Source organism: Bifidobacterium kimbladii (assembly GCF_032193675.1).
In the GTDB taxonomy this organism is placed as follows: Bacteria; Actinomycetota; Actinomycetes; order Actinomycetales; family Bifidobacteriaceae; genus Bombiscardovia; species Bombiscardovia kimbladii.
In genome coordinates, this window is the sequence record NZ_JASTZZ010000004.1 from 41,225 (window position 1) to 57,301 (window position 16,077).

Below are 16,077 nucleotides of genomic sequence, written 5' to 3' on the forward strand. Positions count from 1 at the left end.
GCATATATGCATAAAGAAAAACCATGGCTGCATTCGCATGACCATGATCTGTGCAATAGCCTGAATAGCCGGACAGAAGCGATCCTCTGCCAAGAAACAGGCTGGATCTGCTTGACTTTGTCTACTTGTCCGTAGCGCGATCCGGGGTTCCCTGCTCCAGTTCGTCCATCTGGTCGAACATGTGCCTGAGCCGATCCAGCAGACAGTCCGGTGCGCATTCGGGGCGCAGATACCGGCGCAGCTCCTCGATGACCATGCGCTCACGCTCGTCGCAGCAGGATTCCGGATCGAAGCAGTCGCTGGGATCAACGCAGGAAGCATCCCGGTAGATGCGCAGGCTGGTGTGGGACACCCTGACAGAGCCGCCGTCATCGTAGGCGTAGTGACTCATCTCCACGCGTCCGTCCATGCTCCTGCCCGCTTCCTGATACCCGATCTTCGGGGGCCCTCAATGCCCCTTGTTGCTGATCTCTTTTTTTATACTAGGCCTGGCAGCACCAGTGCCATGGTGTTCCGCTGAGGGCTTGCCTGCAGCCTCACGCTCCTGCTGGTAGCCGCGCTCCTGGGCATAGCGCTCCAGCTCCTGGCGCAACTGCGAGCGCGCACGGTTCAGCCGGCTCATGACCGTGCCGATCTTGATGCCCTCCTCGTCGGCCACCTGCTGATAGCTCTTGCCGTCGATGGCAGCATCGATGAAGACCCGTCGGCGTTCCGGGCTGAGCCGGTTCAGGGCGGCCATGATCTCCTCGGGGGCAAAGGTCTCCATGTACTCCTGCTCGGCGGATTTGAGCCCCTCGGACCCGTGCTCCGAGGCCGAGTAGATGTCCCAGTCGTTGTACTCGCCCGTCGAGTCGTTGGCCCTTTGCGGGCGCCGCTTGGCCTTGTGGTACTGGTTGAAGTAGGCATTGCGTTCGATGGTGGTCATCCAGGCCTCGAAGTTGCTGCCGGGCTGGAAGCGGTCGAAAGCCTTGAATCCGCGCTCGAAAGTGTCCTGGACCAGATCCTGGGCGTCCTCCGGGTTGTTGGTCAGGCGCATGGCCTGGCGGTAGAGCACATCCACCGCAGGCATGGCCAGGGCCTCGAATTGACGTTTTCTGCTTTCGAGTTCGCTGGTATCTGCCACAACCCCTATTGTGCCATCCCCCCTCGCCCGTGGCGGTTTCGACCCGGTCGCGGGCCGGTCGGTCCTCGGTTACCATAATGACGAAGGAGAAATCACGCTTATGGAAAACACCGAGTACACAAGCATGGAGCAGGCGCTTGCGTCAGCTCCGCACCAGGAGGGGTCGACACGCCTTGGGGACTCCTGGCTTCTGGGGTTCGACACCGAGACCACGGGTACCAGACCGGGCAAGGACGGCATCGTTTCGGCCAGCCTGGTTCTGCGCGACCCGACCAAGGGCTACGCAGGGGATGTCGTAGCCACCTGGATAGTCAATCCGCACCGGCATATCAGCAAGGGGGCCAGCCGGGTCAACGGGTTCACCGATGAGCAGCTGGCCACCGAGGGCATGGAGCCTGAGCTGGCCACCGAGCAGATGGCCGGGTTCATTGCCCGCGCCCAGGACAAGCGCATCCCCCTGCTGGCCTACAACGCTCCCTTTGACGTGCAGATGCTGGATGGGGACATCGCCCACTGGTGCGCGGAGTCGGTCAAGCCGCTGAGCGAGGGGGATCTGCTGGTGGTGGACCCTCTGGTCCTGGACAGGGAGATCTCCCACCGGTCGGGCCGCCGCACCCTGGGGCTGACCAGCGAGTACTACGGCGTCATCCCCCATGGCAACTTCCACAATGCCACGGCCGATACGGTGGCTGCCGTGGACCTGATCAAGCCCATGACCACTCTCTTCCCCCAGGTGGCCCGAATCACCATGGATTCCCTTATGGACTGGCAGCGGCAGGCGCAGGCCAAGTGGCGGGAACAGTTCAACCAGCACCTGATCTCCCAGGGGCGCCGTCCAGTCACCGACTCCTGGCTCTAAAGCCCAGCTCCCAGGCCGATCCGCTACCTGCTTTTTGCCCATTCAGTCAAGGGGTCGTCGGATCCCCCTGCCCTGGCCCAGAGGCGGTTTAGACTTGTATCTGGTCTCGATCGGGGTCACCAATCGGGACGGGAACGATTGAAGTGACGAACCTACAGACAAGGGGGAAGCCGGCATGGCGCTGACGATGGCTTCGACTCTGGAGCTGCTGCGCAAACATGATCAACTGCGCGAGGTGATCCAGGGCGACCAGTGGACCTTGAATACTCCAGAAGAAACCCAGTCGTCCAAGCCCTTCACCGACATCACCTACGACACCCGCCAGGCTGGACCCGGCAGCCTGCTCTTCTGCAAGGGCCGCTTCCTGCCTGAATATCTGGATGCCTGCGATCCTGAGGGACCACAGGCCTATGTGGCCCAGCAGGATCTGTCCGCCCACACCAAAGCCCCGGGGATCATCGTCAACGATGTGCGCAAGTCCATGAGCCTGCTGGCCGCTGCTTTTTACGGGCATCCCCAGGAGCAGCTGACACTGGTGGGAATCACCGGGACCAAGGGCAAGACCACCACCGCTTACTTCCTGCATGCCATGCTGTCCAGGATCTCCGGAGGTCGAGCGGCCTTGCTCTCCTCAGTGGACAACTGCCTGGACGGTCGCCATTACCAGGAGTCCCAGCTCACCACACCCGAATCGCTGGACCTCTTTCGGATGATGCGTCAGGCGGCAGACGCCGGCATGCGCTACCTGGTCATGGAGGTCTCCTCCCAGGCCTACAAGGTGGACCGTGTCTACGGTCTGACATTCGACCTGGGGGCATTCCTGAACATCTCCCCCGACCACATCAGCCCCATCGAACACCCCAGCTTCGAGGATTACTTCTACTGCAAGCGCCGCATAACCTACAACAGCCGGCAGCTGGTTCTGGGAGCCGATGCGCGCGGAGCCGACCTGATCCGTCAGGATGCCCGCGCCGCCAACGTTCCGGTGACTACATTCGGCAATGGAACCGGGCAGGCCGATTTCCTGGTTCGCAAGGCTCCCGGCCAGGGCGACGACTACCTGATAGGACCCTCCGGCGGAACCATGAGGCCGGTCAGCCTGTCCATGGACGGGGATTTCAACGCCCTGAACGCCGCCGCTGCCCTGGCCATGCTGACCCGTCTGGGTCTGGAGCCCGATGCCGACGCACTCCGGGCCATGGGGAGCGTCAGGATCGCCGGCAGGATGGAACGCTTCAAGGCCGACAACCGAGTGGTCTACGTCGACTACGCCCACAACAAGGCCTCGGTCACAGCCCTGCTGGATTTTGTGGACGAGCGCTACGGAAAGCGCAAACCCCTGATTACCCTGGTCTCCGGTTCCGCTGGCGGCAAGGCCATCGACCGCAGGGAGGGCATCGTCAGCGCCGCCCAGGACCGCGTCGACCGGCTGATCCTGACCGCCGACGACGAGGAGGGGGAGAGCGCGGACCAGGTGGACCGGCAGATGCTGGGCTTCGTGACCAACCCAGACCTGGATGTCCGCATCGAGCCGGACAGGGTCCAGGCCATCCAGCAGGCCTTGGGAGATCCGGGCCGGCCAGGGGACCGTCTGCGTGTCACTCTGGTCATCGGCAAGGGCGAGGAACGTTGGTTCAAGAGGGACAGCGGCCACGTGCCCTATGAGGGCGATGACCACGTAGTGGCGCGCCTGCTGGGCACCGAAAGCTACGACCTGGGAGCCACCGGCGCAGCCCAGGGATGACGATCCTGACAGGACCCTAAGATGGAAAGCCAAATGCCCCGCGGCAGGGCGGGGCGCACGAGCATATAGTAGGTGGTTTCATACAGATGCAAGAATTCCAACCGGTCATACTGGGCAGCGACATCAACGCCTACGGCATGGCGCGCGCCTTTCATGAGGCCTATGGACTGGTCTCCACCGCCTTCGCCCACCAGCAGCTCTCCCCCACCAAGTACAGCAGGATCATCGACGTGCACCTGGTACCGGATTTCGCCAATCCCAAGGTCTTTGTGCCGGCCCTGAACGACTGGGCCGACGCCTATCACCGGGACCACCCAGGAGCCACCCTGCTCCTGCTGCCCTGCGGGGACACCTACGCCAACCTGCTGGACGAGTTCGGCGATCCCCTGCGCGAACGGTTCGTCTTCAACGCCATCGATGCCAAGCTCAACCGCGCCCTCTCGCTCAAGTCCTCCTTCTACGAACTCTGCGACCGCTATGACCTGCCCCATCCGCAGACCGTCTCGGTGGATGCCGACGATGTGAAAGCTGGTCGCCACCGCAACCTGCCCTTCGACTACCCGGTGGCCATGAAGCCCGCCGACAGCGACGAGTGGCTGGGCATCGACTTCCCCGGGAGGAAGAAGGCCTTCATCTTCAGCAACCCTGAGGAGCTGGACACCATGATCCGCAGGTCCTACCAGGCCGGGTACACCTCGCAGATGGTCATCCAGGACTTCGTGCCCGGGGGCGATGACAACATGAGGGTGCTCAATGCCTATGTGGACCGCCACCACCGGGTGCGCATGATGTTCCTGGGACACCCGCTGCTGGAGGACCCCACCCCAGAGGCCGTGGGCAACTACGCGGCCATTATGCCCGACTACAACCAGGACATCTTCGACCGGATCAAGGCCTTCCTTGAGGACATCAGCTACAGCGGTGTGGCCAACTTCGACATGAAGTACGATCCGCGCGACGGCGTCTACAAGCTCTTCGAGATCAATCTGCGCCAGGGACGCAGCAGCTACGTGGTCACCCTGAACGGCTTCAACCTGGCCCGCTGCTTCGTGGACGACCTGGTCCTGGACACCCCCTTCAACGGACGCACCGTCTTCGGCCGGGGGCACCGCCTCTGGATGGAGATCCCCAAGGACATCTTCCGCAAATACTGCGCCGAATCCGAGGACAAGCGACAGGCCATGTCCATGATTCGTCGCGGGGACTGGGGCACCACTCTGGAGTACGGCAAGGACCGCAGTTTCAAGCGCTGGCTGCTGATTCGACACATGTTTTCCATCTATCGGCGTCGTTACCGGCGCTACTTCCGTGACAAGAGGACACTGGCATGAGGAACTTCTTCGTCGTCCTGGGCGGCATGGGCACACTGGCCACCGAAAGCTTCGTGCGGGTGCTGGACCGGATGACCGGGGCGCACAGGGATCAGGACTTTCTGGACTATGTGGTCTTCAACCACGCCACCGTGCCCGACCGCACCGAATTCATCCTGGGCCGCAGCAAGGATGACCCCTTCCCCTATCTGGCCGAGGATGTTCGCCAGGCCACAGCCATAGGCGCCTCCTTCATGGTCATGGCCTGCAACACCGCCCATCAGATTCTGCCCAGGCTCCAGGCCCTGACTCCGGTGCCCATCCTGGATATGCCCCAGGCCACCATCGACTGGGCTGATCGGCACTATCCGGCGAAATCCCATCCGCGCATGGGGTACATGGGCACCGAGGGGTCCCGCCATGCCGCCATCTACCAGGGCCCGGCCGACAGCGCCGGCTACCAGCTGGTGGACCCGGACCAGGCCCTGCAGGACCGGGTCAGTGCGCTGATCTACGACGACGTCAAGGAAGGGCGACTAGACCGGGACCGCTACCTGGGCGTTCTCAATGCCTTCCTGAAGGACTACCGCTGCGACTCGGTCCTGCTGGGCTGCACCGAGCTCTCAGTGCTCAACGAGGCCTACCCCATGCCGCAGCTGCCCATCGTGGACTCCCAGGCCGTTCTGGCAGAGGTCACCCTTGCTCGGGCTCGGGCTCTTCGCGGCCGGAACGATTCGGATCCTTCGGATCCGTCAGCCGCTGGGAGATGACGGCCGTCACCCCGTCCCCCCGCATGGTGACCCCGTAGAGGGCATCGGCGATGCCCATGGTCCGCTGCTGGTGGGTGATGATGATCAGCTGGGCATGTTCCCGCAGCTGTTCGAAGGCCTTGAGCAGCCTGGTCAGGTTCACATCGTCCAGGGCGGCCTCGACCTCGTCCATGACATAGAAGGGGCTGGGCCGGGCCGTGAAGATGGCCAGGAGCAGGGCCAGGGCCGTCAGCGACCGTTCCCCGCCCGAGAGCAGGGAGAGCCGGCGGACCTTCTTGCCGGCCGGGCTGGCCTCGACCAGAACGCCTGTGGTCAGCAGGTCATCCGGATCCTCCAGCCGCAGCCGCCCGCGCCCGCCCGGGAAGAGGGTGGCGAAGATGCGTTCGAAGGCTTGGGCAGTGTCGTCGAAGGCCTCCTTGAAGACCGTGACCATGGTCGAATCAAGATCCTTGACCAGGGCCATCAGATCGTCCCGGGACCCGATCACATCCTGACGCTGCTCGTGCAGGTAGCGGTTGCGGGACTCCAGGGCCTCGTATTCCTCGGTGGCCAGTGGGTTGACCTTGCCCAGGGCAGCCAGGTCCCGCTTGGCCTTGGCCAGCCGCTTCTCCTGCTCCCCGCGCTGGTAGGGCACTGTTTTGAAGGCTGATGAATCCCCGTCTTCCTCCGTCGCTTCCTGGTCCAAAGGCACAGGATTGCCCTCGTCATCCAGAACGGGCACCGGACAGTCGGGGCCGTATTCGCGGATCAGCTCCTCCGGCTCCATGCCCAGGTCATCCTGGATGCGCTGGCGCAGACGGCCGTCCTCGCCGGCCAGACGCTCCCGTTCCAGATCCAGGCCGTGCTCATCCTGGCGCAGACCGGCCACCTTGGGTTCCAGGGCATCCCTGCTGGCCCGCAGATCGGTCAGCTCCTTGTCGTGGGCCGAGGCCTTGGCCCTGAGTTGATCCCGGCGGCGGGCCGCATGCTCCATCCGTTTCTTGATCAGCTTGGCCAGCAGGTCGGCCCTGAGCGCGATCAGCCCCAGGGAGGCCATGCCAGCCTTGCGGCGACGGTTCTCCTGGCTGATCCGCTGACGACGGCGTTCGGCCTGGTCGGCCTGATCCCGCAGCAAATCGATCTGACGCAGCAGAGAGGCGTGCCGCCGGTCGCTCTCGGTCCAGGTCAGCTTGGCCTCCATCTCGGCGGTGCGGGCCTGGTCCAGGGCTGTCTCCAATTCATGCTGCCGGTCTTCCATGCCCTCCGGGTCATCAGGATCAGCCCCCCCGTCCTCCTGGGCACGGGCCAGGCCGGCTTTCAGGTCTTCCAGTTTGAGTTCGTGGGTGCGCACCTGGTCGCGCACCTGGGCCAGCCGGTCCTCCAGATCCTTGACCCCGGCCTGGGCTCGATCAGATTCCTTGCGGGCTGCTGCCAGCTCCCGAGCCGCCTGCTCGGCCTTGACCCGGGCCTCGGTGCACTGGTTGCGCGCCTCCTGCAGCCGCTGCTCAGCCTGCTCAAGGCCGGCACGGGCCGCTTCCATCTGCGGCTGCAGTGCCTGGGATTCCTCCTGGAGGGCCTCTACCTGCGCCAGGGCCTTATCCCTGCGCGCAGTCAGCGCCAGGTCGCTGGTGGCCGGGGCTGATCCGCCCACAGCACCTACCCGGTCGTAGAGGTCGCCCAGGCGGGTCAGCGCCTGCTGCCATCCGTCCTCCAAGGCACGGCGGGCCTGATCGGCGTCATCGACGGCAGCTGTAGAGGCCAGCAGACTGCGAACAGCCGCCAGCACACCCTGGGCCCGGTCGGAGTCGGAAGGATGCTCGCGCAGGGCCACCAGGTCGGCGGCCGACCGCCAGGGGCCATCGCCGGAGCTTATGGCTGTCCCCTTGAGCGGGCCTGATGCCGAGATCAGCGCAGCGCGTCCCAGACGATCCCGGCGGGCCCGCTCCAGGGTCTGGTCAACCGTCTGGCCATCCTTGGCCACCAGGGCCGAGGCATAGTCGTGCAGGGCCTGGGCCAGGGGCTCCTCCCAACCCTCCTCCACTCGGACGAAGTCGGTCAGCACACCCAGCAGGGCCGGATCCCCCGCCTGGGACAAGGCCTCGCCGGCGCCGCGATGGTCCAGCGTGTCCGCCAGGGCATCGGCCTTGGCCTGGGCCGATATGGCATCGGACTGGATGCGGCGTTCGCGCTCCTGGAGGTCGTTGAGCCTGCTGCGGGCCTGGTCCCTGACCTGACCTGCCTGGTCCAGGGCTTGTCTGCCGTCCTGGTCGGGACCTTCCTCCTGGCTGTCCAGATCCCGCACCCGGCTCCTGGCTCGCTCCAGGCTCTCCTTGACCTGATCCTGCTGGCGGGACAGGTCACGCTCGCGCTGCCTGGAAAGTTCCAGGGCCGATTCCTCCTTGGCCACCAACTGCGCCAGGTCGCCCAGCCGAGCCTGCCGCTTTCTGGCCGCCTGCCGCAGCTCGGTCATGGTCTGCCGGTGGGCGGCCAACCGCCGCTCCAGATCCGCACGGGCTTGGACACAGCCATCGAGGGCGATTCGGTCGGCTCCGACCTGGCCCTCCTCCTGGTCGGCCTGGCCCTTGAGCTCGTCGGCCCTCCGCCTGAGCACCCCGGGATCCTGCCCCTGGTCGGCCACCATGCCGGCCTCCAGCGAACGGCTGCGCTCCCTGGCCAAGGATGCCAGGGACCCGGCCCGCTCACCCAGCTTGGTCAGGTCGTTCCACTGCTGGTTGACAGCCTCCAGGGCCGGACTGGACTGTCGGTCCAGCCCCTCCAGCTGTTCGATGCGGAGCTTGACCCTGGTCAGATCCTCCTGCCCCCGGGCCAGTAGCCCCCGGGTCTGGGACATCCGCGAACGCAGATCCTCCAGCTTCCTCTGCGAGGTCAGGGCGTCGTCGGCATGGATGCGTGCCTGGGCGTCCCGCAGGCTGACCTGGATCATGTCGGCCCGGCGGGAGACCTTGGCCTGGCGTCCCAGCGGCCCCAACTGCCGATGAATCTCGCCGATCAGGTCATCCAGACGGGACAGGTTGGCCTCGGTGTTGGCCAGCTTGTGAAGCGCCCGCTCCTTGCGCTTGCGGTGCTTGAGGATGCCGGCCGCCTCCTCGATGAAGGCCCGATGGCCGGCCGGATCAGCCCGCAGGATGGCATCCAGCCGCCCCTGACCGACGATCACATGCATCTGCTGGCCCAGCCCGGTGTCACTGAGCAGCTCCTGGATGTCCAGCAGGCGGCAGTCGGATCCGTTGATAGCATACTCGGACCCGCCGTTGCGGTAGATGGTCCGGCTTATGGTGACCTCGGTGTAGTCGATGTCCAAGGTCCGGTCGGTGTTGTCGATGGTCAGGGTGACCTGAGCCCGGCCCAATGGCGGCCTGGAGGAGGTGCCGGCGAAGATCACGTCCTCCATGGATCCGCCACGCAGGCTCTTGGCCCCCTGCTCGCCCATGACCCAGGCCAGGGCGTCGACGATGTTGGATTTGCCTGATCCGTTGGGGCCCACCACAGCGGTGATGCCCGGCTCGAAGCGCAGGGTGGTGGCCGAGGCGAAGGATTTGAAGCCCTTGAGGGTCAGCTCCTTGAGATACATCAGGCGCGCTCCGCCTTAGGTTTGGCCAGATCGGGATTGGGACGCTCGGCCAGCAGGGTGCGGGCGTCGCCGGCGGTGACGAAGCTGCCGCAGATCAGCACGCCGCGGCCATAGCCCACCCCGGTCTGATCCTCGCTGTCGACCATGTCGACGGCGGTCTGGATGGCATCGGGCATCCGGTCGCGCCGGACCACCCTGTCGGGCCCGAAGACCCTCACGGCGACCCGTTCCAGATCCTCGGCCGGCATGACTCGGCCCTTCCAGGAGTTCTCGGTGACCACGACGCTGTCCAGCACGGGTTCCAACAGGCCCAGATAGTCCTCCACCTGCTTGTCGGCCATCATGGAAATCACACCCACCAGCTGCTTGAAGTCGTAGTTCTCCTCGATGGCCGAGCGCAGGGACTGGGCCGCGTTCAGGTTGTGCCCGCCGTCGATGATGATGGTGGGCGAGGTGCGCACCTGCTCGATCCGTCCGGGGATGCGCACCTGGCTCAAGGCCTCGGCCACCAGATCCTGGTCCAGGGCCCCGTTGACGGGGATGACCGTCTCAGCCGCTGCCAGGGCCGCCAGGGCGTTGTGGGCCTGGTGCTCCCCGAACTTATCGATGGGCACATCCTTGTAGAGCCCCTGCGGCGTGCGCAGCGTAGCCACCTGGCCGCCCACTGCGGGCATGCGGGAGACCACCTCCAGCTCGTTGCCATCCCTTAAAAGGGTTGGGGCGCCCTGCTCACGCACGGCCTGCTCGATGATGGGCATGACGGCCTCCTCATGAGGCTGGGCCCCGACGATGACCGTGGACTTGGGCTTGATGATCCCGGCCTTCTCCCCTGCTATCTGCTCGACCGTATCCCCCAGCCACTGCATGTGGTCCATGTCCACCGGACCGATGATGGCAGCATCGCCATCGAGGACGTTGGTGGCATCCCATCGGCCGCCCATCCCCACCTCAACGATGGCCACATCCACGGGGGCGTCGGCGAAGGCCCAGACGGCCATGGCGGTCAGGACCTCGAAAAAGCTCATCGGGGCCCTGCCCTGCTGGGCGAAGCGGTCATCCACCATGGCGATGAAATCCTCGATCTGCTGGTAAAGATCCACAAAGTCCTCGTCTGAGAGCTCCTGGCCGTCGATGGCAATCCGCTCATTGATCCGCTCCAGGTGGGGCGAGGTGTAGAGCCCGGTGCGCAGACCGTAAGCCCGCACCAGAGCCTCGGCCATCCGCGCCGTGGACCCCTTCCCATTGGTCCCGGTGACGTGGATGACCCGGAAGCTGTGCTCAGGGTGGCCCAGCAGGTCCAGCATCATCCCCATCCTGTCCAGGTCCAGGTTGGGGCTGTCATGCTCGGTGGGACGCGCCATGATGGCCCGCTCGACATCGCGAATATTCCGACCCTTGCTGTTGGGGTGTTCGAATGACATATTCTGCCTGCGCCTCCTGCTGGCTGTGGATGCTTCCCGCCCATTCTATGCGCGACCGACCCCGATTGAGGGCCGGATCAGCCGACTGTCACATCGGCCGAACGCACTACCATGGAACCAACATAGTCATAACCGGAATTTCAAGGAGGCTGGACGTGACCGCATCCGCACAGGAGCATCTACAAGGAGACACCGATCCCAAGAACGTGGACCTGGATGAGCAGAACATGGAAGACCGGGTGAACAACCGCACCCTGCGCCCCAATTCCCCCGCCTTCCAGAAGTTCATGACCACCGGGTGGCAGGCCCAGGAGCCGCAGATCGAGCCACTGGAGTCCAGCAAATATACTGAGCGCCGCCTGCGTGAACTGGGTCAGCGTTTCCCCGGCGAACGACTGGTCATCCCTGCCGGATCCTACAAGACCCGAAACAACGACAACGACTACGCCTTCCGCCCAGACACCACCTTTGCCTACTACACGGGCCTGGGCGAGGACTACGAACCCGGAGCCATCCTGGTCCTGGACCCGGTGGACCCCGACAGCCCGGAGGCCGCCAAGGGCCTGACCCATACCCCTGAGCTCTTCGTCCATCCCCGGGCCGATCAGTCCACCCGCGATTACTACCGGTCCTCCCAGTATGGGGAGTACTGGGTGGGTCCCCGCGCCGGGCTGCGGGAGCTGGCCATCATGACCGGCATCCCCACCAAGGACATCGCCACCTTCCCTGATGCCATCGCCAAGGACCTGGGACCGGACCAGGGAGCGGTCAAGCTGCGAGTGATCCGCACTGCCGACCAGGAGGTCCTGAGCCAGGTGGAGGCCGCCCGCAAGGCCAACGGCATCGGCGGCCCTGACCGCAATGAGGAGGCCGACGACAAGCTCGAGGAGTTCACCTCCGAGGCCCGCATGATCAAGGACGACTACGAGGTGGGCGAGATGCGCAAGGCCATCGCCGCCACCAAGGACGGGTTCGACCGGATCCTGACCCACCTGCCCCAGGTGGTAGGCAAGCCCCGCTCCGAGCGGATGCTGGAGGGCGTCTTCAACGCCAACGCCCGCGAGAAGGGCAACGACGTGGGCTACGGCTCCATCATCGCCTCGGGCAAGCATGCCCCCATCCTTCACTGGATGCGCAACGACGGGACAGTCCAGAAGGGCGATCTGCTTCTGATCGACGCTGGCGTGGAGGTCAACAGCCTCTACACGGCCGACATCACCCGCACCTTCCCCGTAGGCGGCACCTTCAGCCCCCTGCAGAAGCGGATCTACCAGACCGTGCTCAAGGCCCAGCAGGCCGGCTTCGAAGCCGCCAAGCCAGGCGCCACCTACTCGGACATCCACCATGCCGTCATGCGGGTGCTGGCCGAAACACTGCACGAGTGGGGCATCCTCAAGGTCAGCGTGGAAGAGTCCCTCTCCCCCCAGGGCCAGCAGCATCGCCGCTGGCACGCCTGCGGCTGCGCCCACCATCTGGGCCTGGACGTGCACGACTGCGCGGAGGCCAGGTACGAGTCCTATCAGGGCGCGCCCATCACCCCTGGGATGATCTTCACCATCGAGCCCGGACTCTACTTCAAGGAGAACGACCTGCTGGTGCCTCCGGAGTTCCGCGGCATCGGCGTGCGCGTAGAGGACGACGTGCTCATGACCGAGCAGGGACCCCAGTGGTTGTCTGCGGGCATCCCCAAGACCGTCGAAGAGGTGGAAGCCTGGATGGCGCAGCGGGCTGCACTTGCCGACCCGGACCGGGACTGACGTATGCCCACCCCTGACTTCGTGCTCGAACTGCGCCGGTCCATAGGACATGACCTGCTCTGGCTGAATGGTGTGACGGCCTTCGTCAGCGATGACCAGGGCCGCCTCCTGCTTGGCCGGCGCTCTGACACCGGCCAGTGGGCCTTGGTCTACGGGATCAACGAACCGGGCGAGGACCCGGCTGACACCGTGGTCCGCGAGGTCAAGGAGGAGACCGGAGTGGATGTGATTGTCACCGATCTGGCGGCAGTCACATCCTCCCAAGAGGTGATCACCTATGCCAACGGGGACCGGACCATGTATATGGATCATCTGTTCATCTGTCGGCCTGACCTCGGCGGCAACACCGACCCCTTTGTGGGCGACGAGGAGAGCCTGTCAGTCGGCTGGTTCGAACCCGATCGGCTTCCAGCCCCGCTGGCCCAGACCACTGTGGAGCGCATGGCCCGAGCCCGAACCTATCTGGAACGCCTGCATGGCGGAGATGCCCACGCCCTGTTCAGGGTTGGCGGCAGGGAGCTTCCCGCTAATTCCGACTAGTCCCAGGTTGCCATTGGGCCCTTGGACGGGTCAGTCCTCGAAGGGTCAGTCCTCGAAGAAATCCAGCGGATCATCGATGAAGCGGCGCAGGCCTACCAACGCTGCTCCCTTGAGGGCCGGATAGTCGGCCTGGCTGGGGATGAGCACGCGAATGTCCACGGCATCCCGGCCCAGGGTCAGCTGATTGAGCCGATCCTGCAGACGCTGGGCCAGATTTCCCCCGAAGTGCGACCAGAATCCCCCCAGGATGACTGTATCCACGTCGACGATATTGATGGCTGAGGCGATGACCGAGATCATGGCATCGAGCCCACGGTCGATGGCATCGACGGCCTTGGCATCGCCCTGCTGCCAGCGCTGGTAGAGTTCCTCCATGGCCTGGGGCGTGACCGCTTCGGCTCCGGTGGCGATGTCAGCTGCCTCAACCAGAGCCCTGCGCCCGGCGTAGGTCTCCAGGCACCCACGGCGGCCGCAACGGCAGGTGGGGCCGTTCAGATCCACCGAGGCATGCCCCAATTCACCAGCGAACCCATGGTCTCCGGTTTCGACGGCTCCGCGGCGCACCACAGCTCCGCCGATGCCGATGTCAGTGGAAATGTAAATAAAGGAGTCGGTGGGCGAAAGTGGCCCCTCATCTCCGCCCGCAGGACGCTGGGCTGCGTAGCCGGGAATCTGTGCAAGGGCTGCCAGACGCGCCTCGTTGCCCACTCTGGGGGCTAGTCGACGGACCAGGGGAAATTCCTGCAGATCCAGACGTTCCCATCCCAGGTTGCGGGCCATGAGCAGGGTGGTGTCGCCGCCAACCAGGCCGGGCAGGGCCAGGCCCGAACCCACTGTGCGGTAGTGCCGACGGGACAGCCTGCGTTCGATAGGCTTGGCCAGCTTCTCCAGTTCAGCGAAGACCCGATCGGGTTCCGCCTCATGCATATCATCCTTGACCCAGGCCGAATCGATCAAGGTCCCATCCAGATCCATGGCCAGACACCCGTAACCATCGGTGTTGATCTGCAGGCCCAGACCGGCCCAGCGTCCGTGCGCGATGGACAACGGGGTGCTGGGTCGGCCATGGCTGCTCTGCGAAGTCTCAGGCTCCTCCTCGCGCACCACCCGATTCCGGATCAGAAGCCCTGCCAGGAGCGACATGGTAGCCTTGGTCAGCCCCGTAGCCTTGGCCAGATCCGCCCTGCTGAGCGCGGTAGGCGACCGCAGAATGGTGTCGATGATGACCGAGAGGTTGTGGTTCCTCAGATCATCCTGATTGATAGAGCGCAGGGCAGTCACGGTTCAATAACCTTTCATGAAGGATCACAGGCCCGCAGAATCCTGGGCCTTCTTCAACATCTTACGTTCCAGCCTAACGGCAGGTAAACAAATAAAGGTCACTCAGACCAAGGTCATTTAGTTTATCGATTTAATAATTGAGATACTATTATGGAGTATTCCAATGACCGGAGTGCAGAAAGCAAGGAGGCTGACATGAATGAGATCCTGGTGGCCGGAGTGGACACTTCGACCCAGTCCTGCAAGGTGAGGGTGACCGAAGCCCGGACCGGTCGGCTGGTTCGCTTCGGCAAGGCTCCTCATCCGGCAGGCACCAGCGTCGATCCCATGGCCTGGTGGAAGGCATTTCAGGAGGCTTCAGCCCAGGCGGGCGGATTGGACGATGTCTCGGCCCTCAGCGTGGGTGGCCAGCAGCACGGCATGGTATTGCTGGATCGCCAAGGGCGAGTAATCAGGGATGCCTTGCTCTGGAACGATACGCGTTCGGCTCCTGATGCCGACGATCTCATCATCCGACTCGCCAAGTCCGAAACCGGCGGGCCAAACAAAGATCCGGACCCGGACCTTGCCATGCAGGGCAAGCAAGCTTGGGTACGGGCTGTGGGTTCCTCCCCCGTAGCCTCGCTGACCATCACCAAGGTGGCCTGGGTCAGCCGGATGGAGCCGGATAAGGCCAAGGCCATCGCGGCCATATGCCTCCCCCACGACTGGCTGAGCTGGGTCATCGCCGGCCATGGCCCCGCAGCCGACCCTGGGGCTGAACCCGGGCTGGAGGATCTCTTCACAGATCGTTCTGATGCCTCCGGCACCGGCTACTACGACCCCGCCGCCGACAGCTACCGGCGTGACCTGCTGGCCATGGCCCTCCCCGCTGGCATGGCCGAGCGGGTGATCCTGCCTAAGGTTCTTGGCCCCCACCAGGTCGGAGCCAAAGCCGACCCCCGCATCGCCGGCAGGGACGTGCCCGGAGGCTGCATCATCGCACCGGGCGGCGGCGACAACGCCATGACGGCCCTGGGCCTGGCCATGCAGGTGGGCGACGTCTCCATCTCCCTGGGAACCTCGGGGGTCGCTGCAGCGGTCAGCCCGGTCCCCGCCTATGACATGAGTGCTTCGGTAACCGGATTCGCGGATGCCACCGGCCACTGGCTGCCCTTGGCCTGCACCATCAATGCATCACGCATCCTGGACGCAGGCCTGGCCGCCCTGGGAACCGATTACGACGGTCTGGCCAAACTGGCAGAGAAGTCCTCGCCAGGGGCCGAGGGCATCACCCTGATCCCCTACTTCGACGGCGAGCGCACTCCGAACCGTCCAGATGCCCACGCCAGGCTGGAGGGACTGACCCTGGCCAACACCACGCGCACCAACCTGGCCAGAGCATTCGTGGAGGGCCTGCTCTGCTCCCAGCGTGACTGCCTGGAGCTGCTGAAACGGCTGGGCACCACGGTCTCCAAGATCCTTCTGGTCGGCGGCGGCGCCAAGTCCCCAGCGGTCAGAGCCTACGCACCAGGGATTCTGGGCATGGATGTGCAGTTGCCCCGGCCGGACGAGTATGTGGCCATCGGTGCTGCCCGCCAGGCAGCCTGGACTCTGACTGGGGAAGAGGAGCCCCCCGCCTGGCCGGTGGACATCGAGACCACCCTGACGGGAGCCTCCTGCGAGCAGGTCTACCAGCAGTACCTGCGCTGGCGGGGATGA

The 16,077-nt window shown here is 64.7% G+C and carries 12 protein-coding genes; 7 read left to right on the forward strand and 5 right to left on the reverse strand.

Translation table 11 applies throughout. The annotated features are described in order from the left end of the window. Nucleotides 1-121: 121 nt before the first annotated feature. Both QRX41_RS06170 and QRX41_RS06175 read right to left on the reverse strand, forming a co-directional pair. Entirely contained in the window at nt 122-409 is a 288-nt protein-coding gene (locus tag QRX41_RS06170; RefSeq protein WP_231575758.1) for a hypothetical protein, read from the reverse strand. A gap of 39 nt (nt 410-448) precedes the next feature. After that, nucleotides 449-1,069 carry a sigma-70 family RNA polymerase sigma factor gene (locus tag QRX41_RS06175; protein ID WP_052692752.1) on the reverse strand — a complete coding sequence of 207 codons (621 nt, stop codon included), beginning with the start codon at nt 1,067-1,069 and terminating at the stop codon, nt 449-451. A gap of 154 nt (nt 1,070-1,223) precedes the next feature. On the opposite strand from QRX41_RS06175, the gene QRX41_RS06180 reads away from it, so the two are divergent. From QRX41_RS06180 to QRX41_RS06195, 4 genes are all read left to right on the forward strand, one after another. Further along, nucleotides 1,224-1,982, forward strand: a complete 759-nt coding sequence (locus QRX41_RS06180; RefSeq protein WP_045924125.1) for an exonuclease domain-containing protein — start codon at nt 1,224-1,226, stop codon at nt 1,980-1,982. Nucleotides 1,983-2,157: 175 nt separating this feature from the next. Beyond that, nucleotides 2,158-3,726 carry a Mur ligase family protein gene (locus QRX41_RS06185; protein ID WP_045924124.1) on the forward strand — a complete coding sequence of 523 codons (1,569 nt, stop codon included), beginning with the start codon at nt 2,158-2,160 and terminating at the stop codon, nt 3,724-3,726. Between the two features lie 86 nt (nt 3,727-3,812). Next, the gene (locus QRX41_RS06190; protein WP_045924123.1) at nt 3,813-5,057 is read left to right on the forward strand and encodes a carboxylate--amine ligase; all 1,245 of its coding nucleotides are present in this window, start codon (nt 3,813-3,815) and stop codon (nt 5,055-5,057) included. Next, nucleotides 5,054-5,806 (forward strand): aspartate/glutamate racemase family protein, encoded by a 753-nt coding sequence (locus tag QRX41_RS06195; protein ID WP_045924122.1) that lies wholly within the window; start codon nt 5,054-5,056, stop codon nt 5,804-5,806. The genes QRX41_RS06190 and QRX41_RS06195 overlap by 4 nt, the downstream gene beginning before the upstream one ends. Here QRX41_RS06195 and smc read toward each other — a convergent pair. After that, nucleotides 5,730-9,377, reverse strand: a complete 3,648-nt coding sequence (gene smc / locus QRX41_RS06200) for a chromosome segregation protein SMC (RefSeq protein ID WP_313839387.1) — start codon at nt 9,375-9,377, stop codon at nt 5,730-5,732. The two genes, QRX41_RS06195 and smc, sit on opposite strands and share 77 nt — an antisense overlap. Then, nucleotides 9,377-10,798 (reverse strand): bifunctional folylpolyglutamate synthase/dihydrofolate synthase, encoded by a 1,422-nt coding sequence (locus QRX41_RS06205; protein WP_313839389.1) that lies wholly within the window; start codon nt 10,796-10,798, stop codon nt 9,377-9,379. The genes smc and QRX41_RS06205 overlap by 1 nt, the downstream gene beginning before the upstream one ends. A 206-nt stretch (nt 10,799-11,004) precedes the next feature. On the opposite strand from QRX41_RS06205, the gene QRX41_RS06210 reads away from it, so the two are divergent. Together QRX41_RS06210 and QRX41_RS06215 are read left to right on the forward strand one after the other, a co-directional pair. Continuing rightward, entirely contained in the window at nt 11,005-12,555 is a 1,551-nt protein-coding gene (locus QRX41_RS06210; protein WP_313839557.1) for an aminopeptidase P family protein, read from the forward strand. Nucleotides 12,556-12,558: 3 nt separating this feature from the next. Beyond that, nucleotides 12,559-13,095: an NUDIX hydrolase gene (locus QRX41_RS06215; RefSeq protein ID WP_313839391.1), complete on the forward strand. Its 537-nt coding sequence runs from the start codon at nt 12,559-12,561 to the stop codon at nt 13,093-13,095. 45 nt (nt 13,096-13,140) lie between these two features. On the opposite strand, the gene QRX41_RS06220 is transcribed toward QRX41_RS06215, so the two are convergent. Beyond that, complete coding sequence (locus tag QRX41_RS06220) at nt 13,141-14,376, reverse strand: ROK family protein (protein WP_313839393.1); 1,236 nt, start codon at nt 14,374-14,376, stop codon at nt 13,141-13,143. A gap of 195 nt (nt 14,377-14,571) precedes the next feature. On the opposite strand from QRX41_RS06220, the gene QRX41_RS06225 reads away from it, so the two are divergent. Next, nucleotides 14,572-16,077, forward strand: a complete 1,506-nt coding sequence (locus QRX41_RS06225; RefSeq protein WP_313839395.1) for a xylulokinase — start codon at nt 14,572-14,574, stop codon at nt 16,075-16,077.